Origin of the sequence: Streptomyces sp. NPDC048504 (assembly GCF_043200035.1) — a bacterium.
Lineage (GTDB): Bacteria > Actinomycetota > Actinomycetes > Streptomycetales > Streptomycetaceae > Streptomyces.
This window is the reverse complement of sequence record NZ_JBICXA010000015.1, coordinates 211,772-236,437: the sequence shown is the minus strand read 5'-3', so window position 1 is coordinate 236,437 and position 24,666 is coordinate 211,772. Positions and strand designations below refer to the sequence as shown.

The following is a 24,666-nucleotide window of genomic DNA, read 5'->3' as shown; positions in this document are numbered from 1 at the left end:
AGGCGCCCCTGACTGAGAGTGTCCATGCGGACAGTGTCCGTCATGCGGGGGCATGAAACCTGAGATCGCGGAGAAAGGTCGTTCGGGCGGGCGGAGGTAGGGTCGACGATGTCCAACACCCGGCGGAAACAGGAGACATCACCGTGCAGGACGAGGCCGCGGCCGACGGCGAGGCGCTGGAGGTCTGGATCGACCAGGACCTCTGTACCGGCGACGGCATCTGCGCCCAGTACGCCCCTGAGGTCTTCGAGCTGGACATCGACGGCCTGGCCTATGTGAAGAGCCCGGACGACGAGTTGCTGCAGGACAAGGGCGCCACCACGCTCGTGCCGCTGCCGCTGTTGGTCGATGTCGTGGACTCCGCCAAGGAGTGTCCCGGTGACTGCATTCATGTGCGCCGGGTCGCGGACCGGGTCGAGGTGTACGGGCCCGACGCGGCCTGAGGATCAGCGGCTCGTCGTCAGACGTTCTGGGCGTTGCCGGGGGTGGAGCGGACGAACGTGCCGTTCTGCCACTGCCACTTGGCGGTTTCCTTCACGTCGGGGCAGCAACTGGGCACGTCCGCCGTCGAGTAGCCGAGCAGTGTCGCGAGCACCGCGCCGTCGCGTACGGCGAAGGTGGTGACGGTCTCGCGTGCCTTCGGGGCGACCAGGGTGGCGACGACGCGCGGCTTGGCGGCTCCGGCGCCCTGGGTGAGGACGTAGACGCCGTCGGGCGGGGTGCCCATGCCCGCCTCGCAGTGGACCACGGCGACCGTCTCCGGACGGCCGTCGCCGTCGAGGTCTCCGGATGCCTTCTTCTGTACGACGGCCTTCACGGGGCCGCAGTCGAGGGGGAAGGCGACTCCTGTGGTCGCGGGGGCCGAGGCGGCGGGCGCGGACTTCGTGTGCGGGCCGGCGGCCTGGGCGGCGTGCGCGGAGTCGGGCTGCAGGCCCGAGGAGAGGGCCACGACACCGGCGAGAGCCGTGGCGGTGGCGACCCAGTGGATGGGGCGGGTGGTGGTGTGTGCCAGTTCCAGTTCCGGGACGGCGGAGTGCTGCACTAGGAGTGTCTCCTGTGAGGGCTGTGCCGGTGGGGGTGGCCTGCATGCTGCCACACGGCACGGTGCGGGGGAACGGCGGGGTCGGCAGTTCGTTCGCCCGGTCACACGGGAGGGTCCGACGGTGTCGGTACGGCAGAGGTCGGTACGTCGGTCGGTGCGCCAGTCGGTGTGTCAGAAGAAAGACGCCGTGGCCGAGTTCCGGAGGATTTCCGGGAACTCGGCCACGGCGTTCGTGCGTTGAGTGCGGCACAGGGCCGCCCTTGCGTGCGGCTCAGCGGCCGGCGGCGCCACCGGCGGCGTTGGGGCCGTCGTAGTCGTCGCCGTAGGCGCCCTTGGCGGGGCGGCGGCGGCGCATGGGGGGCTCGACGCCGTCCGCGAGGCGGCGGGCGGTGAGGAGGAAGCCGGTGTGGCCGATCATCCGGTGGTCGGGGCGGACGGCCAGGCCCTCGACGTGCCAGTTGCGGAGCATCGTCTCCCACGCGGTCGGCTCGTTGAAGGAGCCGATCTCGCGGATGGACTCGACGGTCCGCGCGAGCTGGGTGGTGGTCGCGACGTAGCAGCACAGGATGCCGCCGGGCACGAGCGCCTTGGAGACGGCCTCCAGGCACTCCCAGGGGGCGAGCATGTCGAGGATGACACGGTCGACGTCCAGGTCGGACAGGTTGTCCTGGAGGTCGCCGACGGTGAGCTGCCAGGCGGGGTGCGGGCCGCCGAAGTAGCGCTCCACGTTCTGCTGGGCGATCTCGGCGAAGTCCTCGCGGCGCTCGTAGGAGTGCAGCATGCCCTGGTCGCCGATGGCGCGCAGCAGGAAGCTGCTGAGCGAGCCGGAGCCGACGCCCGCTTCCACGACGCGTGCGCCGGGGAAGATGTCGGCGAAGGCCAGGATCTGCCCCGCGTCCTTGGGGTAGACCACGGCGGCGCCGCGGGGCATGGACAGGACGTAGTCGGGGAGCAGGGGGCGCAGCGCGAGGTAGGCGACGTTTCCGGTGGTGCGGACAACGCTGCCCTCGGGAGCACCGATCAGTTCGTCGTGCGGGAAGGAACCCTTGTGGGTGTGGAAATTCTTCCCGGCTTCGAGCGTGAACGTGTAGTGGCGGCCCTTGGGGTCGGTCAGCTGAACCTGGTCCCCGACCTTGAAGGGCCCGCGCCTGCGGGCGGCACCGGTCGGTTCGGACATGTGACCAGCCTACCGGCGTTTGCGGGGGCCGCCGACCACGCGCGCGTGCCTCAGTTGGGGCGGGCCATGGCCTTCACGAAGGCACGCTCGACGTCGGCGGCGGACAGGACGCCGTAGATCTCGCCGGTCTCCTCGACCACGAGGTACTCGGTGGCCGGGGTGGCGCGCAGGGCGTCCAGGAGGTCCTCTCCCGCCAGCTCCGCCGAGACGCGCATGCCGTCCGTGAGGTCCTGGGCGAGGCCGCTGACGACGACCCAGGGGCGGCGGTGTTCGGGGACCCCGACGATGGCGGCCTCGCGGACGAGGGAGAGGGGCTGGCCGTCGGCGTCGACGACGACCAGGGCGCGGGCGCCGGCGGCGTTGGCGCGGCGCAGTGCCTCGGAGAGCGGGGTGTTCGTCTCGACGGGGACCGCGCGGCGGGTGAGGTTGCGGGCGCGGAGTTCCGGGAGGTGTTCGCGGAGTCGGGCCATACGGAGGCTGTTGCCGGCGCCGGTCCAGATGATCGCGGCGAGGATCGCGGCGAGCAGGGCGTCGGTGACGGTGTCCATGCCGCTGATGTCCTCGGTGTTCGTGCCGAGGGCGCCGGTCTGGGTGAGCAGCGGGAGGCCGATCAGGACGGAGACGGCGAGGGCGCGGCCGACCCAGGCGGCTGCGATCGTGCCGCTCATGGGCCTGCCGGTGATCTTCCAGACGACGGCGCGGAGCATGCGGCCGCCGTCGAGGGGCAGCCCGGGCAGGAGGTTGAAGGCGGCCACGATGAGGTTGGAGACCATCAGTCCGGCCAGCAGGACGCCGGGGACGGTGCCGGGTTCGACCGGCAGCATGGCCAGGTAGAAGATGCCCGAGAGGATCAGCGAGAGCAGCGGGCCGACGAAGGCCAGCACGAACTCCCTGCCGGGGGTCTCGGCCTCCTTCTCGATCTCGGAGACTCCGCCGAAGAACTGCAACTGGATACGGCGGACCGGGAGTTTGAAGCGGAGCGCGGCGACGGTGTGGGCGAGCTCGTGCACCAGGACCGAGCCGTAGAAGGCGACCGCGAAGAAGAGTGCCACGAGGTAGCGGGCGGCGCCGAGTTCGGGCAGCACACGGTCCAGCTGACCGCCGAACACCCAGGTGATGAGCGCGGCGACGAGGAACCAGCTGGGGGCCACATAGACGGGCACGCCGAAGGGGCGCCCCATCAGCAGCCCGCCGCCGGGCTCCTTGGGGCGCTGTGGGGGGCGGCCTTTGGCGATGCGGGGGTCTGCGTGGGGTTGGGCGTCGGGGTCGGTGTGGGCGTAGGGGAGGTTCGGGTGGCTGGGGTGGTTGGGGGTGCGGTCGTGGTCGCTGCCCGTGGGCGCGCCGTCGCGTTTCGGTTCACCGTTCAGGTGGGCGGGGGTTGGGGCGGGCGACGTACCGGTTGCCTCGGGCGCCGTGCGGTGGTTCGTGGTGGGGCCGGAGGAACCTTCGGTCGCCTCCGCCTCCGCGGCGCCGTTCGCGGCGGCCCCGGACGGTGACTCCTGCTCCGTACGGCCCTCCGCGGCCGGCCCGGACGACGAGCCCGGCTCCAAGTCGCCGTCACGCGTGGCGTGTTCGAGCGACGTGGTCGCCTCCTCGCGGTCCTCGGGCGACGTGTTGACGTCCCCTCGGGTCTCGGACGGCGTGCTGGAGTCCTCACGGGGCTCGGACGAAGAGCGCACGTGCTCGCGGTCCTGGGGCGTGGCTGCGGCCGCACGTTCCCCGGACGACGTGCTCCCGTCCCTGTGGTCCTCCGACGACGTTCCCGTGTCCCTGCCCTCTCCGGACGAGGTGCTCGCGTCCCCGCGGTCCTGTGAGGTCGCGTCCGTGGTCCCACGCTCCCCGGACGAGGTGCTCCCGTCGCCGCGGAGCTGGGATGGCGTACCCGCGTCCTTGCCGTCACCGGAAGACGTGCCCGTGTCTCCGTGCTCTCCGGACGGCGTACCCGTGCCCCTGCTTTCTCCGGACGACGGGTTCGCGTCACCGTGCTCCTGGGCGGAAGCCCAGGGCTTCTGGTGGGTGGAGTCGTCGGGTTTCGGTTCGGGGGTGCCGGGGGCGGTGGCCGGGGGCGTGGCGCCCGGGGCGTGTTCGGTCGGCTCGTTGGTGCCGGACCGCGGCTGCCCGCTCCCGCCGCTCTCGTCCACGGTGTCCCCTCGTTCGAAGCATCCTCCGCGCCAGCCGGGCGGAGGGGTCTCGGGTCGATGGTATGCGGCGGTCGCGACGCGTTCCGCCCCGGCACCCCCCGCGTTTCCCCGGCCGTCGCGGGTGTGTGGGGCGGGATCGGGTCACTGTCAGTGGCGGGCCGTAAGGTCTGTGGGCATGGAGACCAGTGCGGAGGGCGTCGCGGGAACAGTCGGCGACGAGGGCGCGGCGGCGGAGCCGGCCGCGGCGGTGACGGTGGAGACGGGGACGGTGGGCGTGGTCGAGCGCGTCGCCATAGCGCCGGCCTCGTTGTCGCCCTCGCGTGCCAGCGACTTCATGCAGTGCCCGTTGCTGTACCGGTTCCGGGTGATCGACCGGCTGCCGGAGAAGCCCAGCGAGGCGGCGACCAGGGGGACTCTGGTGCACTCGGTGCTGGAGCGGCTCTTCGACGCGCCGGCGGCCGAGCGTACGGCGCCGCGGGCCAAGTCGCTGATCCCCGGGCAGTGGGACCGGCTGCGGGAGTCCCGGCCGGAGGTCGTGGAGCTGTTCGCCGATGATCCCGAGGGCGAGCGGCTGGCGCGCTGGCTCGGGGAGGCGGAGCGGCTGGTCGAGCGGTGGTTCTCCCTTGAGGATCCGACGCGGCTGGAGCCCGCCGAGCGGGAGATGTTCGTCGAGGCCGAGCTGGATTCGGGGCTGAAGCTGCGCGGGATCATCGACCGGGTCGATGTGGCGCCCACGGGCGATGTGCGGATCGTGGACTACAAGACGGGCAAGGCGCCGCGGCCCGAGTATGCCGAGGGTGCGCTGTTCCAGATGAAGTTCTACGCCCTGGTGGTCTGGCGGCTGAAGCAGGTCGTCCCGCGCCGGCTCCAGCTGGTGTACCTGGGCAGCGGGGACGTGGTGACGTACGACCCCGTCATCGCCGACCTGGAGCGGGTGGAGCGCAAGCTGCTCGCCCTGTGGGAGGCGATCCGGCTGGCCACGGAGACGGGCGACTGGCGACCGCGCCCGACCAAGCTGTGCGGCTGGTGCGACCACCAGGAGGTGTGCCCGGAGTTCGGCGGCACTCCCCCGCCGTATCCGTTGCCGGTGCGGAGGGCCGACGGCGGTTCTGACGGGGGTGTTGGGGCGGCCGGCGGTACTTCCGCCGAAGGTGCCTCGGGTCCGGAGGCTGCGGGCGGTCTCTCCGATACGGGGGCGTAAGCGCCGCACCAACCCTTCCGCCAAGGGTCCGTACGACGCCCCCGCCACAAGCCCGGACACCGCACACCGCGTCCATACAGCCACTCCCGCCAAGACCCGACAGCCGCCCCCAAGGCCGGTCGAGTCGCCCGGCCGCGCGCAGGGCAGAATGGGCCCGGGCTAGCGAAGGAGATTCACGTGGCCATCCGCGTCCTACTGGTTGATGACCAGCCGCTGCTGCGAACCGGGTTCCGGATGATTCTGGAGGCGGAGCAGGATCTCGCGGTCGTCGGTGAGGCCGGTGACGGTCTGCAGGCGCTCGACCAGGTGCGGGCTCTGCAGCCCGACGTGGTGCTGATGGACATCCGTATGCCGCGGATGGACGGGGTGGAGGCGACCCGGCAGATCACCGGTCCCGGGCGGGACGGCCCGGCGAAGGTGCTCGTGCTGACCACATTCGATCTCGACGAGTACGTGGTGGAGGCGTTGCGGGCCGGTGCCAGTGGCTTCCTGCTCAAGGACGCGCCGGCCAATGAACTCGTGCAGGCGATCCGGGTGGTGGCCGCCGGTGAGGCCATGCTCGCGCCCAGCATCACGCGGCGGCTGCTCGACAAGTACGCCGGGCATCTGCCGTCCGGTGACGAGCCCGTCCCGGACGCCCTGCACACGTTGACCGAGCGTGAGGTCGAGGTGCTGAAGCTGGTGGCACGCGGGCTGTCGAACGCGGAGATCGCCGCCGACCTGTTCGTCAGCGAGACCACCGTCAAGACGCATGTGGGGCATGTCCTCACCAAGCTGGGCCTGCGCGACCGGGTCCAGGCCGCGGTGTACGCGTACGAGAGCGGGCTGGTGCGCCCCGGCGCGCAGTAGCCGTCACCGTGGCGGCAGGCAGCCGTACATACGGAGAGGGCGCCCCTTCCTGACGGGGGCGCCCTCTCCGTATGTACGGGACCGGTCAGCCCTCGGTGAGTTCCCCGAACCGGAACACCGCCGACAGGCCGGTGGCCAGTCCCGCCGTGTTCGGCGGTACTGGCCACTGGTCGAGCTTGTTCACCGTGCGGTCGGGGCTGTCAGTTGCCCACGCCTCGGCCCAGCTCCCAGAGCTGGAGGGTCGAGGAGGAGTTGAGGGCGTACGCGGTGCCCGTGACGTCGTCGCGGGCGGCGACGTACTGCTTGCCCTGCCACAGCGGGATCAGCGGGACGTCGGTGGCGACGATGTCCTGGATGGCCGTGAGGCTCTTGGACGCGGCGAGCCGGTCGGCCTCGCGACGCGACTCCGGGATCAGCGTGCTCCTGATCTTGGTGTTGGCGTACGGCGAGCCGAGGGTGTTGTCCTTGTCGAGGAAGGGCGCGAGGTAGTTGTCGGCGTCGGGGAAGTCCGGGAACCAGCCCATCCCGTAGACGTCGTACTTGCCCTTCTGCTCGGCCGGTCGGAACGTCGCCCAGGGGGTGCCCTTGATGCTGACGTCGAACAGGCCGCTGTCGTTGAGCTGCTTCTGGAGCTGCTCGAACTCTTCCTTGGTGGCCGAGCCGTAGTGGTCGGTCGTGTAGTTCAGGGTCAGCTTCACCGGAGTGGTGATGTTGGCCCCCTCCATCATCAGCTTGGCCTTGGCGACGCTCGGGTCGCCGTACTTGTTGAAGAACGAGTTCGAGTGGCCGGTGATGGTCGCCGGGACCATGGAGTAGAGCGGCTCGGCCTCGGTGCCGTAGACCTTGGAGACGAGTTCCCCGCGGTCGATGATCTGGGCCATCGCCTCGCGGACGGCTTTCGTCTTCACGGTCGGGGCGTTGGTGTTGAAGCCCAGGTAGCGGATTTCGAGGCCGGGCATCTCGACGAGGTCGACGTCGCCGTCCGTGTCATCGCTGAGCTTCTGGATCTGCTCCGGCGACATGGTGCGCGTCATGACGTCGATGTCGCCCTTGCTGATCGCGCTGCCCATGGCGTCGGCGTTGTCGAAGGTCCGCATCTCGACCTTGTTGTTGTTCACCTTCAAAGCACCCTTGTAATTGGGGTTCTTGGTGAACGTGGCCGTGGTGATCGCGTCGCCCTTCGTGGACGCCGAGAGGGTGTACGGGCCGGAGCCGTCGATGTCGAAGCCGTCGCGCAGCTTGTCCTTCTGGTAGTCGTCCGGATTCACGATGCCGGCGACGGGAGTGGACAGCTTGTACGGGAACGTGGCGTCGGCCGTCTTCAGGTGGAAGATGACCTCGCGGTCGCCCTGGGTCTCGATGGTGTCGACGGTCGACAACAGGGCGAACACGCCGCTGTCGGCCTTGATGCGCATCGCGCGGTCGATGGAGTACTTCACATCTTCCGCGGTGATCTTGTCGCCGTTGGCGAACTTCAGACCCTCGCGCAGGGTGCAGGCGTAGCGCTCGTTGCCGGTGTCGGTGAAGCCGCACTTCTCGGCGGCCTCGGGCACCGGGTCGCCCTCGCCCTTGGGCTGGATCATGAGGGTCTGCACGGTCTGGCGCAGGATGTTCCAGGTGCCGACGTCGTAGGCGTAGGCGGGGTCGAGCGGCGCCGGAGCGTCCTTCGTCGCCTCGAACCGGTCCGTGGTGCCGACGATGATCGCATCGTCGCTGGAACTCCCGCTGCCGGAGCCGCCACACGCGGCGAGCACCGGCGCGAGCAGGCCGACGACGGCCGGCAGCACCAAAGTCTTGCGGTTCATGCGGGAGTTTCTCCAGAGCTGTTCGAGTCCGTGTACCCGACATACATGGGGTGGTGATGTCGATCACGGGGGTATAGGGCGATGTTCTCGCGTTGAGATTAGTCCGGACCCGCACGGGGGTTCACGGTCACCGTAGTTGAGTTCCCATCACGCAGCGGAACCGGCTGTGGACAGACCGAAAACCCGCCGAGGGAAGGATTAGTGCAGGGTTTCACCAATCGGGACACAAGGGTGTGCGATCGGCCTCAGAAATGGGGTGAACAGCACAGGGCGACGACGATGTCGACCCTCCGGCACGTGGGGAACCTCACACGCATCAACTCGGTTGGAGAGCAACGGAATTCGGCCGGTCGGCCGAGTCCGAATTCTTTTCCCCATTGGCCCCATTGGACTTTGCACGCTCGGTGAACAGCTGACGCATTTCCGTCATGAGCCGACCATCAGTCCGTGCAGAAATGCCAGGTCGACGACTTCCAGCGAGGTCACGACGGTGCGCCGGGCGGCCGGGGCGATGGGCGCCACGGACGGTACGGCCACCACCAGGCAGCCCGCCGCCTCCGCCGCCGCGACACCGGTCGCGGTGTCCTCCACGACCGCGCAGCGGGCCGGGTCGACGCCGAGTCCGGCGGCGGCGAGCAGATACGGGTCGGGGTACGGCTTGGTGCGCGTGACCTCGTCGCCGGCAACCGTCAGCGCGAAGTGCTGGGGGCCGAGCGCGGTCAGGACGCGGTCGATGATGCGCCGGTGCGAGGCCGAGACCAGAGCCGTCGGGATCTCGTACTCCGCCAGCTCGGCCAGGAGTCTGGCGGCACCCGGCATCAGCGGCAGGCTTCGCCCGATGCGGTCCTCGAAGCCCGCGTTGAGCAGGACGGACAGCTCGGCGAGGGTGATGTCGGCGCCGGTGGCCTCGATCAGGAAGCCGGCGCTGCGGGTCATGGGGCCGCCGACCACGACATGGCGCCAGGAGTCGTCGAGGGTGTGCCCGAGGGCGGCGAAGACCTCGACCTCGACCTCCCACCAGAAGCCCTCGGTGTCCACCAGGGTTCCGTCCATGTCGAGGAGTACGGCCTGGAGTGCTGAGCCTTCGGCCGTACGGGTTCCGAGCGCGGGGACCGTGCTGGTCATCCTGGCGCACCTCCTTGAGGGACGATCAGGCCGGCCGCCCCTGATACCAACAAGGGCGACCGGCCTGCGGTGGACCGACCAGTGTACGACTTATCCGATCAGTGTGCTTGTTCGTTCCGCGCGCACACCCGATCGGCGCGCTCGTCCGCTCAGCGCGCGTTGAAGTACTTCGCCTCCGGGTGGTGGATGACGATCGCGTCCGTGGACTGCTCCGGGTGCAGCTGGAACTCCTCGGAGAGGTGGACGCCGATGCGCTCCGGCTCCAGCAGGGCGGCGATCTTCGCGCGGTCCTCCAGGTCGGGGCAGGCGCCGTAGCCGAGGGAGAAGCGGGCGCCCCGGTACTTGAGGGCGAACATGTCCTCGACGTCGGTGGGATCCTCGCCGGCGAAGCCGAGTTCGGAACGCACGCGCGCGTGCCAGTACTCGGCGAGCGCCTCGGCCAACTGGACGGACAGGCCGTGCAGTTCGAGGTAGTCGCGGTAGGAGTTCGCCTCGAAGAGCTTCGCGGTCTCCTCGCCGATGCGGTTGCCCATGGTGACGATCTGGAAGCCGACGACGTCGGTCTCGCCGGCCTCCTCCGGGCGGAAGAAGTCGGCCAGGCAGAGACGGCGGCCGCGGCGCTGGCGCGGGAAGGTGAAGCGGGTGCGCTCGTTGCCCTGGTCGTCCAGGACGATCAGGTCGTCGTCCTTGGACACGCAGGGGAAGTAGCCGTAGACGACGGCCGCTTCGAGGAGGTTCTCGGTCTGGAGCTTGTCCAGGAGGCCGCGCAGGCGGGGGCGGCCCTCGGTCTCGACCAGTTCCTCGTACGTCGGTCCGTCGCCCGTGCGGGCCTGCTTGAGGCCCCACTGGCCCTTGAAGAGGGCGCCCTCGTCCAGCCAGGACGCGTATTCCTTGAGCTGGATGCCCTTGATGACCCGGGTGCCGCGGAACGGCGCCTCGGGGATCGGGTTGTCGACGGACACGTCGGAGCGGACATGGCCCTCCTCGGGGCGCTCCTCGACCTCCACGGCCGCGCTCGCCCGCACCCGGCGCTGCTTCAGCTCGGGCAGCTTCGCTCCGGGCACGCCCCGCTTGACGCCGATCAGGGCGTCCATCAGGCGCAGGCCCTCGAACGCGTCGCGGGCGTAACGGACTTCGCCCTCGTAGATCTCGTGCAGGTCCTGCTCGACGTACGCCCGGGTCAGCGCGGCCCCGCCCAGGATGACCGGGTAGTCGGCGGCCATCTTGCGCTGGTTGAGCTCCTGGAGGTTCTCCTTCATGATCACCGTGGACTTGACCAGGAGGCCCGACATGCCGATGACGTCGGCGCGGTGCTCCTCGGCGGCTTCCAGGATCGCGGAGACCGGCTGCTTGATGCCGAGGTTGACGACGTTGTAGCCGTTGTTGGACAGGATGATGTCGACGAGGTTCTTGCCGATGTCGTGGACGTCGCCGCGCACCGTGGCGAGCACGATGGTGCCCTTGCCCTCGGCGTCCGACTTCTCCATGTGCGGCTCCAGATAGGCGACCGCGGTCTTCATGACCTCGGCGGACTGGAGCACGAACGGCAGCTGCATCTGGCCGGAGCCGAACAGCTCGCCGACGACCTTCATGCCGTCCAGGAGCGTCTCGTTGACGATGTCGAGGGCGGGGCGGGTCTGCAACGCCTCGGCGAGGTCGGCCTCCAGGCCGTTCTTCTCGCCGTCGATGATCCGGCGCTTGAGCCGCTCGTCCAGCGGGAGGGCGGCCAACTCCTCGGCCCTGCCCGCCTTCAGGGACTTGGTGGTGGCGCCCTCGAAGAGCGCCATCAGCTTCTGCAGCGGGTCGTAGCCCTCGGCGCGGCGGTCGTAGATGAGGTCGAGGGCCGTCTGCACCTCCTCCTCGCTGAAGCGGGCGATCGGGAGGATCTTCGAGGCGTGCACGATCGCGGAGTCGAGGCCCGCCTTGACGCATTCGTCGAGGAAGACGGAGTTGAGGAGCATGCGGGCGGCCGGGTTGAGGCCGAAGGAGATGTTCGAGAGGCCCAGGGTGGTCTGCACGTCGGGGTGGGCGGCCTTGAGGCGGCGGATCGCCTCGATGGTGGCGATGCCGTCGCCGCGGGACTCCTCCTGGCCGGTGCAGATGGTGAAGGTCAGGGTGTCGATGAGGATGTCCGACTCGTGGATGCCCCAGTTCGTCGTGAGGTCCTCGATGAGCCGCTCGGCGATGGCGACCTTGTGCTCCGGGGTGCGGGCCTGGCCCTGCTCGTCGATGGTCAGCGCGATGAGGGCGGCGCCGTGCTCCTGGGCGAGCTGGGTGACCTTCGCGAAGCGGGACTCGGGGCCGTCGCCGTCCTCGTAGTTGACGGAGTTGATGACCGCGCGGCCGCCCAGCTTCTCCAACCCGGCCCGGATGACCGGGACTTCGGTGGAGTCGAGGACGATCGGGAGGGTGGAGGCGGTGGCGAAGCGGCCGGCCAGTTCCTCCATGTCGGCGACGCCGTCGCGGCCGACGTAGTCCACGCAGAGGTCCAGCATGTGGGCGCCCTCGCGGATCTGGTCGCGGGCCATCTCCACGCAGTCGTCCCAGCGGCCGTCCAGCATGGCCTCGCGGAACTTCTTCGAGCCGTTGGCGTTGGTGCGCTCGCCGATCGCCAGGTACGCGGTGTCCTGGCGGAACGGGACCGTCTGGTAGAGGGAGGCGGCGCCGGGCTCGGGCTGGGGGTGGCGCTCGGTGGGCGCGGCCTCGCGGACGCGCTCGACGAGCTGGCGCAGGTGCTCGGGGGTCGTACCGCAGCAGCCGCCGACCAGGTTCAGGCCGTAGTCGTGGACGAAGTGCTCCTGCGCCTCCGCCAGGCCCTCGGGGTCGAGCGGGAAGTGGGCGCCGTCCTTGGTGAGGATGGGCAGGCCGGCGTTCGGCATGCAGAGCAGCGGGGTGCGGGAGTGGCGGGCGAGATAGCGCAGGTGCTCGCTCATCTCGGCCGGGCCCGTCGAGCAGTTCAGGCCGATCATGTCGATGCCGAGGGGTTCGAGCGCGGTGAGCGCGGCGCCGATCTCGGAGCCCAGGAGCATGGTGCCGGTGGTCTCGAAGGCCATCGAGACGAGCAGGGGTACGTCGACGCCGGTCGCCTCCATGGCGCGGCGGGCGCCCAGGATCGACGACTTGGTCTGGAGGAGGTCCTGGGTGGTCTCCACGATCAGGGCGTCGGCGCCGCCGGCGAGCAGGCCCTCGGCGTTGGCCTGGAAGCCGTCGCGGAGCGTGCCGTAGGCGATGTGGCCGAGGGTGGGCAGCTTGGTGCCGGGGCCGATGGAGCCGAGGACCCAGCGCTGGCGGCCGTCGCGGGCGGTGAAGTCGTCGGCGGTCTCGCGGGCGATGCGGGCGCCGGCCTCGGAGAGTTCGTGGACGCGCTCGGGGATGTCGTACTCGGCCATCGCGGAGTGGTTCGCGCCGAAGGTGTTCGTCTCGACGCAGTCCACGCCGACGCCGAAGTACTCCTCGTGGACCGAGCGGACGATGTCCGGGCGGGTGATGTTCAGGATCTCGTTGCAGCCTTCGAGGTTCTCGAAGTCCTCAAGGGTGGGGTCCTGTGCCTGGAGCATGGTGCCCATGGCTCCGTCGGCGACCACCACGCGGGTGGCGAGTGCCTCTCGGAGCGCGGACACACGGGTCCGGCTGTCGGCAGAAGGGGTCAGTGGCGACGAGGCCATGAAGGGGCTCCCTGGAGTGCGACGGCTGTCGGCTTTGCGGCTTCCCTGGGAACCTCTCACGGAACTCCCCGGGGAGCGTGCACGTCGCCAGAGTAACGGGGTCGGGCCGGGAGATGCTCGATGCGTCCATGGGGCGGACCGGGTCGGCGGGTAGGCGGACCGGGGTGAACGGGACGCGGACCGGGGTGACGTGCGGGTCAACGCCGTCTAGGTTCTCGCGACGAGTGACGTAACAGAGACGTGACTGGAATCGGCCGACCATTAGCGGGAGGTCGGCATGGACCGGTAGTGTTCGACATTGCCGAACGGCGGCAGCGGCGTCGCGCGTCGACGGTCGAACGGGACGGAGGCAGTACGGCGATGGCACGGAACATCCAGTCGCTCGAACGGGCGGCCGCGATGCTGCGCCTGCTCTCGGGCGGCGAGCGACGGCTCGGCCTCTCGGACATCGCCTCGTCGCTCGGTCTCGCCAAGGGCACGGCCCACGGCATCCTGCGCACCCTCCAGCAGGAGGGCTTCGTCGAGCAGGACGACGTCTCCGGGCGCTATCAGCTCGGCGCCGAACTGCTGCGCCTGGGCACCACCTATCTCGACGTCCACGAACTGCGGGCCCGCGCTCTGGTCTGGACGGACGACCTGGCCCGCTCCAGCGGCGAAAGCGTGCACCTGGGGGTGCTGCATCAGCACGGCGTCCTGATCGTGCACCACGTCTTCCGGCCCGACGACAGCCGGCAGGTCCTGGAGATCGGGGCCATGCAGCCGCTGCACTCCACGGCCCTGGGCAAGGTCCTGTCGGCCTACGACCCGGTGGCGCACAGCGAGGCCCTGGAGGCCGACCGCAAGCCCTTCACCGACCGCACGGTGTCCGAGCTGGCCGACTTCGAGCACATCCTCGACGTCACGCGCGCGCGTGGGTACGCGGCCGACGTCGAGGAGACCTGGGAGGGCGTCGCGTCCATCGCCGCGCCCATCCACGACCGGCGGCGCATGCCGGTCGGCGCGGTCGGCATCACGGGCGCGGTGGAGCGGCTGTGCCGACCCGACGAGGACGGCGCGCTGCGCCCCGAGCTGATCGCCGCGGTACGGGACTGCGCCCGCGCGGTGTCGCGGGACCTGGGCGCCGGGCGGTTCTGACCAGCCCGGATCCATCCCCGATTCACAGCGAAAAGGAACCGGAACGTCATGTGGACGTTCCGGTTCCAGTCGTACCCTGGACGACAAAGTCGGCCAAAACGCCAAATCACCACACACGGTGTCCACTTGATAGCCGTCCGCATCGATCGCGCGATCGATAGCCCACAGCAATCAATAACGATCGTGTTTTCGATAACAGCACTCTTGACGCGCCTGTAACCCCGGAGCAAGACTCCCGTCCATCGGTCGGCATTGTCGAACACCTACCGGCAATACGCGCTAGAGTGTGGCAACGCCAAAGGCCGGCATCGCTCTCACCCCCGAGGGCGCACGAACCCCCGGCGGGACCCGGGGTTCGGCTTCCCTGGACGAAGGACAAAGGAGTCGCGGGTGTCCAGCTCCGACATCTTCATCGGCGAGACCATAGGTACCGCCGTGCTCATCCTGCTGGGCGGTGGCGTCTGCGCCGCCGTCACGCTGAAGGCCTCCAAGGCCCGTAACGCCGGCTGGCTCGCCATCGCCTTCGGGTGGGGTTTCGCCGTCATGACGGCCGTGTACATCTCGGCACCGCTCTCCGGTGCCCACCTCAACCCGGCCGTGACGCTCGCACTCGCGATCAAGGACGGTGGCTGGGACAACGTCCCGATCTACTGGGCGGGGCAGCTGCTCGGCGCCATGATCGGCGCGACCCTGGTCTGGGTGGCCTACTACGGCCAGTTCCAGGCCCACCTCACGGACAAGGAGATCGTCGGCGAGCCGACGGTCAAGTCCGTGGAGGCGGAGGAGAAGGGCGCCGGACCTGTCCTGGGCATCTTCTCCACCGGTCCTGAGGTCCGCAACGTGGTGCAGAACCTCGCCACGGAGATCATCGGCACCGTCGTCCTGATCCTCGCCATCCTGACGCAGGGTCTGAACGACAAGGGCAACGGCCTCGGCACCCTGGGCGCCCTGATCACCGCGTTCGTGGTCGTCTCCATCGGTCTGTCGCTCGGCGGCCCGACCGGTTACGCCATCAACCCGGCCCGTGACCTGGGCCCGCGCATCGTGCACGCGCTCCTGCCGCTGCCGAACAAGGGCGGCTCCGACTGGAGCTACGCCTGGATCCCGGTCGTCGGTCCGCTGATCGGCGGCGCGATCGCTGCGGGTATCTACAACCTCGCCTTTGCTTAGAACCGGATGAGAACCGGAACTCAGAGCACTGAAGCAGCAGTAGAACCAGTCCTCATGACCACGGAACCCCTCAGGAGCACACAGTGACCGACGCGCACACCGCCGGACCGTTCATCGCGGCCATCGACCAGGGCACGACCTCCAGCCGTTGCATCGTCTTCGACCGGGACGGCCGTATCGTCTCCGTCGACCAGAAGGAGCACGAGCAGATCTTCCCGAAGCCGGGCTGGGTCGAGCACAACGCCACCGAGATCTGGACCAACGTCCAGGAGGTCGTCGCCTCCGCCATCGCGAAGGCCGGCATCACCCGCGACGACATCAAGGCCATCGGCATCACCAACCAGCGCGAGACGACTCTCCTCTGGGACAAGAACACCGGTGAGCCCGTCCACAACGCCATCGTCTGGCAGGACACCCGCACCGACGCGCTCTGCAAGGAGCTGGGGCGCAACGTCGGCCAGGACCGCTTCCGCCGCGAGACGGGTCTCCCGCTCGCGTCGTACTTCGCAGGACCCAAGGCCCGCTGGCTGCTCGACAACGTCGAGGGGCTGCGGGAGCGCGCCGAGGCGGGCGACATCCTCTTCGGCACCATGGACAGCTGGGTCATCTGGAACCTCACGGGCGGGGTGAACGGCGGCAAGCACTACACCGACGTCACCAACGCCTCCCGCACCATGCTGATGAACCTGCACACCCTGGCGTGGGACGAGAAGATCGCCGAGTCCATCGGCGTCCCGATGAACATGCTCCCGGAGATCCGCTCCTCCGCCGAGGTCTACGGCGAGGTCACCGGCGGCCGTCTCGGCGAGCTGCTCGGCGGCATCCCGGTCGCCTCCGCGCTCGGCGACCAGCAGGCGGCCCTGTTCGGCCAGACCTGTTTCGCCGAGGGCGAGGCCAAGTCCACGTACGGCACCGGCACCTTCATGCTGATGAACACCGGCGAGAAGATCATCAACTCCTACTCGGGCCTGCTGACCACGGTCGGCTACCGGATCGGCGACGAAGCGCCGGTCTACGCCCTGGAGGGCTCGATCGCCGTCACCGGTTCGCTGGTGCAGTGGATGCGCGACCAGATGGGCCTCATCTCCACCGCCGCCGAGATCGAGACGCTCGCGCTCTCGGTCGAGGACAACGGCGGCGCCTACTTCGTGCCCGCCTTCTCCGGTCTGTTCGCCCCGTACTGGCGCTCCGACGCCCGCGGTGTGATCGCCGGTCTGACCCGGTACGTCACCAAGGCGCACCTCGCGCGTGCCGTCCTGGAGGCCACCGCCTGGCAGACCCGTGAGATCACGGACGCCATGACGAAGGACTCCGGTGTCGAGCTCGCCGCGCTCAAGGTCGACGGCGGCATGACCTCCAACAACCTGCTGATGCAGACGCTCTCGGACTTCGTGGACGCCCCCGTGGTGCGCCCGATGGTCGCCGAGACCACCTGCCTCGGCGCCGCCTACGCCGCCGGCCTGGCCGTCGGCTTCTGGACCAGCACCGACGACCTGCGTGCCAACTGGCGCCGGGCCGCCGAGTGGACCCCCAACATGGCCGCGGAGAAGCGCGACCGTGAGTACAAGAGCTGGCTCAAGGCCGTGGAGCGGACCATGGGCTGGCTCGACGACGAGGAGTAAGAACCCCACATGACCAGTCAGTCCACCCTGCAGTCCGTGCCTGCCCTCGGTACGCACCCGGCCTCCGGCTCGAACCCGAGCCGGGCCGAGACCCGGGAGCAGCTCTCCAAGGCGACGTACGACCTCCTCGTCATCGGCGGCGGCATCCTGGGCATCTCCACCGCCTGGCATGCCGCGCAGTCCGGGCTGCGGGTGGCCCTGGTCGACGCCGGCGACTTCGCCGGCGCCACCTCTTCCGCCTCCTCCAAGCTCCTCCACGGCGGTCTGCGCTATCTGCAGACCGGCGCGGTGAAGCTGGTCGCGGAGAACCACTTCGAGCGCCGCGCGGTCTCCCGCCAGGTGGCCCCCCACCTGGCGAACCCGCTCACGTTCTACCTCCCCGTGTACAAGGGCGGTCCGCACGGTGCGGCGAAGCTCGGGGCGGGCGTCTTCGCCTACTCCGCGCTCTCCGCGTTCGGCGACGGCGTCGGCCACCTCCTGTCCCCCGCCAAGGCGGCGCAGGACGTGCCGGAGCTGCGCACCCAGAACCTCAAGGCCGTCGCCGTGTACGGCGACGACCAGATGAACGACGCCCGCATGGCGCTGATGACGGTCCGCGCGGCCGTCGAGGCGGGCGCGGTCGTCCTCAACCACGCCCAGGTCACCGGCCTGCGCTTCACCCAGGGCCGGGTGACCGGAGCGGAGCTGCGCGACACCACCTCCGGCGACGAGTTCGGCGTGAGCGCCCGCCTAGTGCTCAACGCGACCGGCCCGTGGGTCGACCACCTGCGCAAGATGGAGGACCCGAACGCGGCCCCCTCCATCCGCCTGTCGAAGGGCGCGCACCTGGTCCTGAAGCGGACGTCTCCGTGGAAGGCCGCTCTCGCCACCCCCATCGACAAGTACCGCATCACCTTCGCCCTCCCCTGGGAGGACATGCTCCTGCTCGGCACGACCGACGAGGAGTACGAGGGCGACCCGGCGGACGTCTCGGTCACCGAGAAGGACATATCCCAGATCCTGGACGAGGCCGCGTTCTCGGTCCGCGACCAGCAGCTCTCCCGTGACCTGATCACGTACTCCTTCGCGGGGCTCCGCGTGCTGCCGGGCGGCCCCGGAAGCACGGCCAAGGCCAAGCGCGAGACGGTGGTGACCGAGGGCAAGGGAGGCATGCTGTCCGTCGCGGGCGGCAAGTGGACGACGTTCCGGCACATCGGCCGTACGGTCATGCAGAAGCTGGAGGCTCTCCCCGGCCGCCCGCTCGGCGAGGACTTCGAGCCGATCTCCTCCCTCCCGAAGAAGCTCCCGCTGCCGGGCGTCGCCAACCCGCGCGCGGTCGCCCACCGCCTCCTGGTCGACAACCCTGCGCCGGGCCCGCGCATGGCGGCCGACACGGCGAAGCACCTGGCCACGCACTACGGCTCCCTGGCCTTCGACATCGCCCGACTCGCCAACGAGAACCCCGAGTTGGGCCAGCGCGTCCACCCCGACGCCCCCGAGATCTGGGCCCAGGTCGTCTACGCCCGCGACCACGAGTGGGCGGAGACCCAGGACGACGTGCTGCGTCGGCGTACGACGCTGACGATCCGGGGGCTTGCCACGGACGAGGTCCGGACGAAGGTGCAGGATCTGCTCGACAAGAAGTAGGCGATACAACGCCGGTCGCTACGGCGGCTTTCGCTACGGCGTGAAAGGGGCGGTTCCTCATGGAGGGAGCCGCCCCTTCGGCGCGCCCGGTTGTCAGTGCCGGGTGTTTTCATAGGCGTATGAACAACGATCAAGCCTCCGCCGATGAACTCGCCGCGCTGCGGGCGGCGTTCGGCCTGCACGACGGCGGGGAGTCGGCGCTCGGCTGGGACGCGGTGCACGCGTTCGAGGCGGAGCACGGGGTGGTGCTGCCGGAGCCGTACCGGACGTTCGTGGCGGAGATGTCCGACGGGTCATTCCAAGGGCCGCCGGAGTACGGCCTGGTGGGGCTGGCCGAGTTGCCGGACGACTGGGGCGACGGTGAGGAGGACCGGGACCTGGGCAAGCCGTTCCCGCTCGCCGCGGGGTGGCTGTGGGAGGAGGACGACGGGCCCTACGAGGACCCCGACGCGGTCGTCGAGCAGGTCCAGAACCACGGCTCCATCGTGCTCGGGACCGACGGCTGCGCGATGAACTGGCACCTGGTCGTCACCGGCCCCCAGCGCGGGCACATCTGGCACGTCACCGATGTGGGCGCCATGCCGTTCGGCGCGGAGTTCGGGTTCACGACCTCCGCGCCGGGGTTCGCCGGCTGGGTGGCGCACTGGGCGGCCGGCAAGGAGTGGTTCGACGCGGAGTGACGCCTCTCAGACCAGCGCCCTGATGTGGTCCGGCGACCTCAACTCCGCCCGCCGCACGATCAGTTCACGCCCCAGCAGCAACGTTCGCCTCGACGCCGGAACCGGATCCGGCAGCGTCGTCAGGTCGGTCAGGTGGGCGAAGCCGATGATGCGGCGGACGATCTCCGTGCCGGCGTAGCCGACCGAGTCGGTCCAGACGCGGGAGAGGAAGCGGTCGAGGTAGGTGTCGTCGAAGAAGGTGTCGACGCGGGTCGGCCAGAGGCGGCGGAACTCGGTCTCGAACGCCCGCCAGGAGAGGCGGAGTTGGTCGGCGTGGTCGGACAAGGTGCCCAGTTCGCGGGCCCGTTCCTCCGACACCAGCACGTTGGCCCAGTACAGGCCGAGGTCGTAGCCGATCGGGCCGACGAAGGAGAACTCGGGGTCGAAGACCCGTACTACCGGGGCGCCTTCGCGCTCGCCGACCATGACGCTGCCGGTGTGCAGGTCGCCGTGGAGGAGGGCCTGCGCACTGGTCATGAACGTGTGGCGGAGGTCCGCTACCTCCGTGCGCAGGCGGGCGTCCGCGCGGAACTCGGCGGCCAGGTCCGTCAACTCCGGGAGCCAGTGGTTGTGTTCGTGTTCGATGTACGGCTCGGAGAGGACCACGTCCTCGGTGATCTTGCACAGCTCGGGGCTCACCGAGGTCGCGATCAGCGCCTTGCGGTCGGCGGAGGACATGCCGAAGTCGCTGGTCGCGAAAGCGAGTTGGGCGACGAACTCGCCGATCCGGGCCGAGGTGTCCGGGCCGTACGACGCGCCCTCGTTGAGGACCGTGCGCAGGACCTCCAGGTCGGACATGTCCTCCATGACGAGGGCGTAGTTGTCGGCGTCGTAGCCGTGGATCGCCGGGATCTTGTCGGGGGCCACGCGGGCCACCTGCTCGTACGCCCTTGCCTCGGCGTCGGCGCGCTCGGGGCTCATCGGCCAGGAGGGGCCGGCGACCCGCACCCAGGGCAGCGCCTGCTTGACGGCGAGGCTGTGGCTGCCGTCGGCGTTCGACGCGAGGAACACCCGGTTCATGTTGCCGTCCGACACCTCACGGACGTGGATGTCGGTCACGTCGTCCCAGTGGCCGCGTTCGTGCAGGTAGCCGGGGATGTCGTCGGTCTCCAGGATGCGGTAGCCCATCGTACGAACTCCTCGAACTTCCTTATGCGGTGCGGCGCTTGGACAGGGTGAAGCTGAAGACCAGGGCGAGGATGAGGACCGCGCCCTCGACGACGTCCTGGGTGTAGTACGGCAGGCCCTTGATGGTCAGGCCGGTGGTGATGATGCCGATCAGCACCGCGCCGATGGCCGTGCCCCAGACGTTCGGGCGGCCCCGGCCCAGGACCGAGGTGCCGACCAGGGCTACGGCGACCGCCTCCAGCAACTGCGAAGTGCCCGCGCTCACGTCACCCTGTCCGATGCGGGACGCCAGGATCAGGCCGCCGATGGAGGCGAGGACGCCGGAGAGGACGTAGGCGAGGGCCCGGTACGCGCCGACGCGGATGCCCGCCAGGCGGGAGGCCTCGGGGTTGGCGCCGATCGCGTACAGGATGCGGCCCCAGCGGGTGCGGGCCAGGAAGACCCAGGCGATGACCGTCAGCGCGCCGAAGATCAGTACCGAGATGGGGATGCCGAGGAGGGTGCCGCGGTCGATGCGCAGGAAGCCGTCGGTGAACTTGCCGGGGGCCGTGCTGCCGTCGGACTCGGTCATGCCGGCGGAGATGGACTGGCCGTCGACAAGGATGAGTTTGGTGCCCTGGATGACGAACATGGTGCCGAGGGTGGCCAGCATGTCGGGGATCTTCATCACGACGATGAGCAGGGCGTTCAGGAGTCCGGCGAGCGCGCCCGCCGCGATCACGGCGAGGATCGCGACCGTGCCGACCTGGTTGTACGTCACCATCGTCTTCGCGGCGACGGTGACCCCGAGCCCGGCGACCGCGCCGACGGACATGTCCATCCCGCCGACGGCCATGGTGAGGGTGACGCCGAGACCGAGGATCGCGGCGACGGAGACGTACCGGAGGGTGTCGAGCATCGTCGCCGACTCCCGGAAGGAGCCCTCGCTCAGCGCGAAGTACAGGAACAGCGCGACCGTGACGAAGATGAACCCGTACTTGATGACGGCGTTCTGGACGAGCACGGCGGTGGAGACGGCGGGCGGGGCCAGTGCCTTCGGTGCGGCCTCGGAGCTCTGGGTGGTGGTCATCGGGTGCTTCCTGAAGGGGCCGGCATCACACGGACGCCGAGATGGTCTGGATCACGCGGTCGCGTTCCGCGTCTTCGCCGTACGCGTCGAGGTGGACCTCGCCGGCCGCCAGCACGACGACCCGGTCGGCGATCTCCAGCACCTCGTCCACGTCGGCGGAGAGGACGAGGACTGCGGCGCCCTCGGCGGCCAGCGCGCGGGCCCGGCGGCCGATGTCTCGGCGGGCGCCGATGTCCACACCTCGGAACGGCTCGTCCAGGATGAGGACGCGGGGGGTCTCAGCCAGCCAGCGGCCGACGACGACCTTCTGCTGGTTGCCGCCGGAGAGCTCCTCCACCGTGCTGTGTTCGTCGCGGGCTACGACGCCGAGGGCGGCGACGGTCTCGCGGCCGAGGGCGTCCTCCTTCGTCGTGTTCACGAGCCCGCCCCGGGACAGGGACTTGAGGAACGGCAGCGAGATGTTCTGGGCCACCGACCAGCCGGGGACGAGCGCGTCGGCGTGCCGGTCCTCGGGGACGAGGTGGACGCCGGCGCGGATCGCGTCGGACGGGCGGCGGGGTGCGTACGGCTTGCCGTCGAGTTCGACCGTGCCGGTGGGGAAGGGCTCGGCGCCGAACAGACCCCGGGCCAGTTCCGTCTTGCCCGCGCCCAACAGGCCTACGACGCCGGTGACTTCGCCGGCGCGCAGGTCGAGGTCGAGGGGTGCTCGGCCTTCGAAGAGGTGGACGCCGTGCAGGGCGAGGACGACGTCCCCGTGCTCGCCGCTGCGCTGCGGGCGGGCGCTCGTCGCCTCGTGGGCCTGGGCGAGCATCGCGCGCAGGGCGCTGTCCCAGTCGAAGGGCTTGACCTGGTCGTCGGTGAGACCGCCGTCCCGCAGGACGACCAGGCGGTCGGCGAGCGCGTCGATCTCGCCGAGGCGGTGGGAGACGTAGAGGACCGCGATGCCGTCGTCGCGCATCTTCTCGACGAGGGCGAAGAGCCGTTCCGCCTCGGTGGCGGAGAGCGCGGAGGTCGGTTCGTCGAGGATGAGCAGCCGGGGGCGGGTGGCGAGGGCGCGGGCCAGGATGAGCAACTGGCGGTCGGAGATGCCGAGTTCGGTAACGTCGCGGCGCAACACGGCGTCGCTCCAGTCGAGTCCGAGCGCATCCTGGATCTCGCGGGCGCGGGCCAGCACGCGGCGGCCGTTGAGGAACGGGTTGCCGCGGCGCTGGGCCAGCTCCTCGAAGACCAGGTTCTCGGCGACCGTGAGGCCGGGCACGATGCCCTCGCCGATCCGCTGGTGGACCGTCTGGATGCCCAACTGCCGGGCGGCGAGCGGCGACTGGAGAGCTGCGGGCTCCCCTGCGACCCGTACCTCCCCGCCGTGGTCCGTGTGCACGCCCGACAGGATCTTGATCAGTGTGGACTTGCCCGCGCCGTTGGCGCCGAGCAGCGCGACCACGCTGCCCGGTGCGATGTCGAGCGAGACGGACTCCAGTACCGTCTTGCCGCCGAAGGCCATGCTGACGTCGCGGAGGGAGACCGCGGCGTCAACGGCCGCCACGTCAACCGCCTTGTCAGTGGGCGACATTGGGGATCCAGTCCGCAGTGCTCACCTTGGAGAGGTTCAGGGCGGGCAGGGCCGCGCGCAGCTGGTCCATGTTCTCGATCTTGTTCTTGCGCAGGAAGTCCTGGGTGATGGCGACGGCCGGGAAGTCGACGGAGGTCTTGTTCAACTGGCCCGCCAGCTCAAGGGCCGCCGTACGGACGACGGCCGCGCCGACCGCCGACGGGTCGGTGCCTGCCGTGGCGACCCACGGGCTGTTGGCGGCGGTCATGTTCTGGATGTCGGCGTTGGAGACGTCCGCGCCGAAGACCTTCACCCTGCTCTGCAGCTTCTTGTTCTGCACGGCGAGGACGGTGCCCTTGGCCAGCTCGTCGTAGGGGGCGAACACGCCCGCCACGTCGGAGTGCTGGGTCAGCGCGGCGGAGACCAGGGGAACGTTGTCCGTGGCCGTGGAGTCGGTGACCTTGCCGACCTTGAACTGCTGCTTCCAGCCGTTGGCGTCGACCGCGGTCTTCCAGACCGAGTTGCGCTTGTCGAGGGCCGCGTAACCGGCCACGTTGACGTAGCCGACCTTGGCGTTCTTGCCGACCGTCTTGGCCATCACGTCGAGGACGGCCTTCGCCATGCTGGCGTCGTCCTGCTCGGTGCTGATCACGGACTTGTTGGTCTGGTCGACGTCGTAGACGACGACCTTGATGCCCTTCTTCACGGCCTGGTCGATCTCGGGCTGGATCGTCGAGGGGAAGCCGTGGTCGACGATGATCGCCTGCGCGCCGGAGTTGATCGCGGAGGACAGGTCGGTGGCCTGCTTGGCGTTGTCGGCCTGCGCGTCGTAGACCGTCAGGTCGATGCCGAGGGCCTTGGCCTGCGCCTTCGCGCCGTTGCCCCACTGCTCGAAGTAGTCGCCGGCGCCGCTCTGCCGCACCAGCGCCACCTTGACCGTGCCCTTGCTGAAGGGGGCCGGCTTCTTGCCCGTGGCGGCCGAGGCCGAGGCCGCGGTGTCGTCGCTGCTCTTCGAGGCGTCCGTGGACTGCGAGCAGCCCGCCAGGAGAAGGGCGGAGACGGAGGCCAGCGAGAGCGCGGCGAGGGGGACGCGGGTACGGGACATGAGTGGCTCCAGGTGCGGGGTACTGCCGAGATGAGAGAAGGACGGAGTGCTCACCCGGAGCAGGGGGCGAAAACGCGCCATCGCACGAGGCGTGCGCCACCGCACGAGCGGCGGGACAGGCGGCGGACGGCCCGCGATGCGGGGCGCGCCAATGGCTCCGGGTGTGGTCAGCGACAGCTGGCTGTGGTCGACCGGAGCAAGTCCACGTACAGCCGCCGCACGAGCAGCAGCGTCTTCATAAGGAGATCATGAGAACGTTTTCGGCCATTGGTCAAAGGGATGGAAGCGGTTTCTCAACAGATGAGACAACGACTACGTCACACCCGGTCCGTTCACCGGCGGCGGTTACCATCACGGGACCGGCTCCCGACCCGGCACAGTGAGGCCCCGATGAAGACACTTCGCGCGACGACACCCCCCATGAGCTGCATGCGGTGCTGTCCCGACGCGCGCTGTCCGGGCTGACCGACTGTCCGCCGCCGTCGCCCCGCCGCCCTTTCTTCGTCTCCCCCACCCGTCCGGCGCTCGTCCCAGCATCC

Annotated in this window: 18 protein-coding genes; 8 read left to right on the top strand and 10 right to left on the bottom strand. The window is 69.7% G+C overall.

The genetic code is table 11. The features are described from left to right. Positions 1 to 137: 137 nt before the first annotated feature. The gene (locus tag ACGFY9_RS33430; RefSeq protein ID WP_328686559.1) at positions 138 to 443 is read left to right on the top strand and encodes a ferredoxin; all 306 of its coding nucleotides are present in this window, start codon (positions 138 to 140) and stop codon (positions 441 to 443) included. 17 nt (positions 444 to 460) lie between these two features. Here the strand turns inward: ACGFY9_RS33430 and ACGFY9_RS33425 are convergent, their stop codons facing one another. The 3 genes from ACGFY9_RS33425 to ACGFY9_RS33415 form a co-directional block, all read right to left on the bottom strand. Next, the gene (locus ACGFY9_RS33425; protein ID WP_393760385.1) at positions 461 to 1,042 is read right to left on the bottom strand and encodes a hypothetical protein; all 582 of its coding nucleotides are present in this window, start codon (positions 1,040 to 1,042) and stop codon (positions 461 to 463) included. Between the two features lie 271 nt (positions 1,043 to 1,313). After that, positions 1,314 to 2,219: a tRNA (adenine-N1)-methyltransferase gene (locus ACGFY9_RS33420; RefSeq protein WP_033283726.1), complete on the bottom strand. Its 906-nt coding sequence runs from the start codon at positions 2,217 to 2,219 to the stop codon at positions 1,314 to 1,316. 50 nt (positions 2,220 to 2,269) lie between these two features. After that, positions 2,270 to 3,898, bottom strand: coding sequence for a site-2 protease family protein (locus ACGFY9_RS33415; protein ID WP_393760503.1), 1,629 nt, complete (start codon positions 3,896 to 3,898; stop codon positions 2,270 to 2,272). A 637-nt stretch (positions 3,899 to 4,535) separates the two neighbouring features. On the opposite strand from ACGFY9_RS33415, the gene ACGFY9_RS33410 reads away from it, so the two are divergent. Both ACGFY9_RS33410 and ACGFY9_RS33405 read left to right on the top strand, forming a co-directional pair. Continuing rightward, positions 4,536 to 5,561, top strand: coding sequence for a RecB family exonuclease (locus ACGFY9_RS33410; RefSeq protein WP_393760382.1), 1,026 nt, complete (start codon positions 4,536 to 4,538; stop codon positions 5,559 to 5,561). 177 nt (positions 5,562 to 5,738) lie between these two features. Further along, positions 5,739 to 6,410: a response regulator transcription factor gene (locus ACGFY9_RS33405; RefSeq protein ID WP_019066105.1), complete on the top strand. Its 672-nt coding sequence runs from the start codon at positions 5,739 to 5,741 to the stop codon at positions 6,408 to 6,410. Between the two features lie 200 nt (positions 6,411 to 6,610). On the opposite strand, the gene ACGFY9_RS33400 is transcribed toward ACGFY9_RS33405, so the two are convergent. The 3 genes from ACGFY9_RS33400 to metH all read right to left on the bottom strand — a co-directional run bounded on the left by ACGFY9_RS33400 (position 6,611) and on the right by metH (position 13,005). After that, the gene (locus ACGFY9_RS33400) at positions 6,611 to 8,215 is read right to left on the bottom strand and encodes an ABC transporter substrate-binding protein (protein ID WP_393760380.1); all 1,605 of its coding nucleotides are present in this window, start codon (positions 8,213 to 8,215) and stop codon (positions 6,611 to 6,613) included. 426 nt (positions 8,216 to 8,641) lie between these two features. Next, positions 8,642 to 9,340, bottom strand: a complete 699-nt coding sequence (locus ACGFY9_RS33395; protein ID WP_393760378.1) for an HAD family hydrolase — start codon at positions 9,338 to 9,340, stop codon at positions 8,642 to 8,644. 149 nt (positions 9,341 to 9,489) lie between these two features. After that, positions 9,490 to 13,005 carry a methionine synthase gene (gene metH, locus ACGFY9_RS33390; protein ID WP_393760376.1) on the bottom strand — a complete coding sequence of 1,172 codons (3,516 nt, stop codon included), beginning with the start codon at positions 13,003 to 13,005 and terminating at the stop codon, positions 9,490 to 9,492. A 360-nt stretch (positions 13,006 to 13,365) separates the two neighbouring features. Between metH and ACGFY9_RS33385 the strand changes: the two genes are divergently transcribed. The 5 genes from ACGFY9_RS33385 to ACGFY9_RS33365 all read left to right on the top strand — a co-directional run bounded on the left by ACGFY9_RS33385 (position 13,366) and on the right by ACGFY9_RS33365 (position 19,237). Further along, positions 13,366 to 14,139, top strand: a complete 774-nt coding sequence (locus tag ACGFY9_RS33385; protein ID WP_393760501.1) for an IclR family transcriptional regulator — start codon at positions 13,366 to 13,368, stop codon at positions 14,137 to 14,139. A gap of 390 nt (positions 14,140 to 14,529) precedes the next feature. Continuing rightward, positions 14,530 to 15,309, top strand: a complete 780-nt coding sequence (locus tag ACGFY9_RS33380; RefSeq protein ID WP_393760374.1) for an MIP/aquaporin family protein — start codon at positions 14,530 to 14,532, stop codon at positions 15,307 to 15,309. A gap of 83 nt (positions 15,310 to 15,392) precedes the next feature. After that, the gene (glpK, locus tag ACGFY9_RS33375; protein ID WP_393760372.1) at positions 15,393 to 16,931 is read left to right on the top strand and encodes a glycerol kinase GlpK; all 1,539 of its coding nucleotides are present in this window, start codon (positions 15,393 to 15,395) and stop codon (positions 16,929 to 16,931) included. A 9-nt stretch (positions 16,932 to 16,940) separates the two neighbouring features. Then, positions 16,941 to 18,557 (top strand): FAD-dependent oxidoreductase, encoded by a 1,617-nt coding sequence (locus tag ACGFY9_RS33370; RefSeq protein ID WP_393760370.1) that lies wholly within the window; start codon positions 16,941 to 16,943, stop codon positions 18,555 to 18,557. Positions 18,558 to 18,676: 119 nt separating this feature from the next. After that, complete coding sequence (locus tag ACGFY9_RS33365; RefSeq protein WP_393760368.1) at positions 18,677 to 19,237, top strand: SMI1/KNR4 family protein; 561 nt, start codon at positions 18,677 to 18,679, stop codon at positions 19,235 to 19,237. 6 nt (positions 19,238 to 19,243) lie between these two features. Here the strand turns inward: ACGFY9_RS33365 and mtnK are convergent, their stop codons facing one another. From mtnK to ACGFY9_RS33345, 4 genes are read right to left on the bottom strand one after another with little or no spacing between them, the layout of a single operon-like run. After that, positions 19,244 to 20,404 carry an S-methyl-5-thioribose kinase gene (gene mtnK, locus ACGFY9_RS33360; RefSeq protein ID WP_393760366.1) on the bottom strand — a complete coding sequence of 387 codons (1,161 nt, stop codon included), beginning with the start codon at positions 20,402 to 20,404 and terminating at the stop codon, positions 19,244 to 19,246. 22 nt (positions 20,405 to 20,426) lie between these two features. Continuing rightward, the gene (locus ACGFY9_RS33355; RefSeq protein WP_393760364.1) at positions 20,427 to 21,473 is read right to left on the bottom strand and encodes an ABC transporter permease; all 1,047 of its coding nucleotides are present in this window, start codon (positions 21,471 to 21,473) and stop codon (positions 20,427 to 20,429) included. A gap of 25 nt (positions 21,474 to 21,498) precedes the next feature. Next, positions 21,499 to 23,043, bottom strand: a complete 1,545-nt coding sequence (locus ACGFY9_RS33350) for a sugar ABC transporter ATP-binding protein (RefSeq protein WP_393760362.1) — start codon at positions 23,041 to 23,043, stop codon at positions 21,499 to 21,501. Then, positions 23,030 to 24,127: a substrate-binding domain-containing protein gene (locus ACGFY9_RS33345; RefSeq protein WP_393760360.1), complete on the bottom strand. Its 1,098-nt coding sequence runs from the start codon at positions 24,125 to 24,127 to the stop codon at positions 23,030 to 23,032. The genes ACGFY9_RS33350 and ACGFY9_RS33345 overlap by 14 nt, the downstream gene beginning before the upstream one ends. Positions 24,128 to 24,666: the final 539 nt, after the last annotated feature.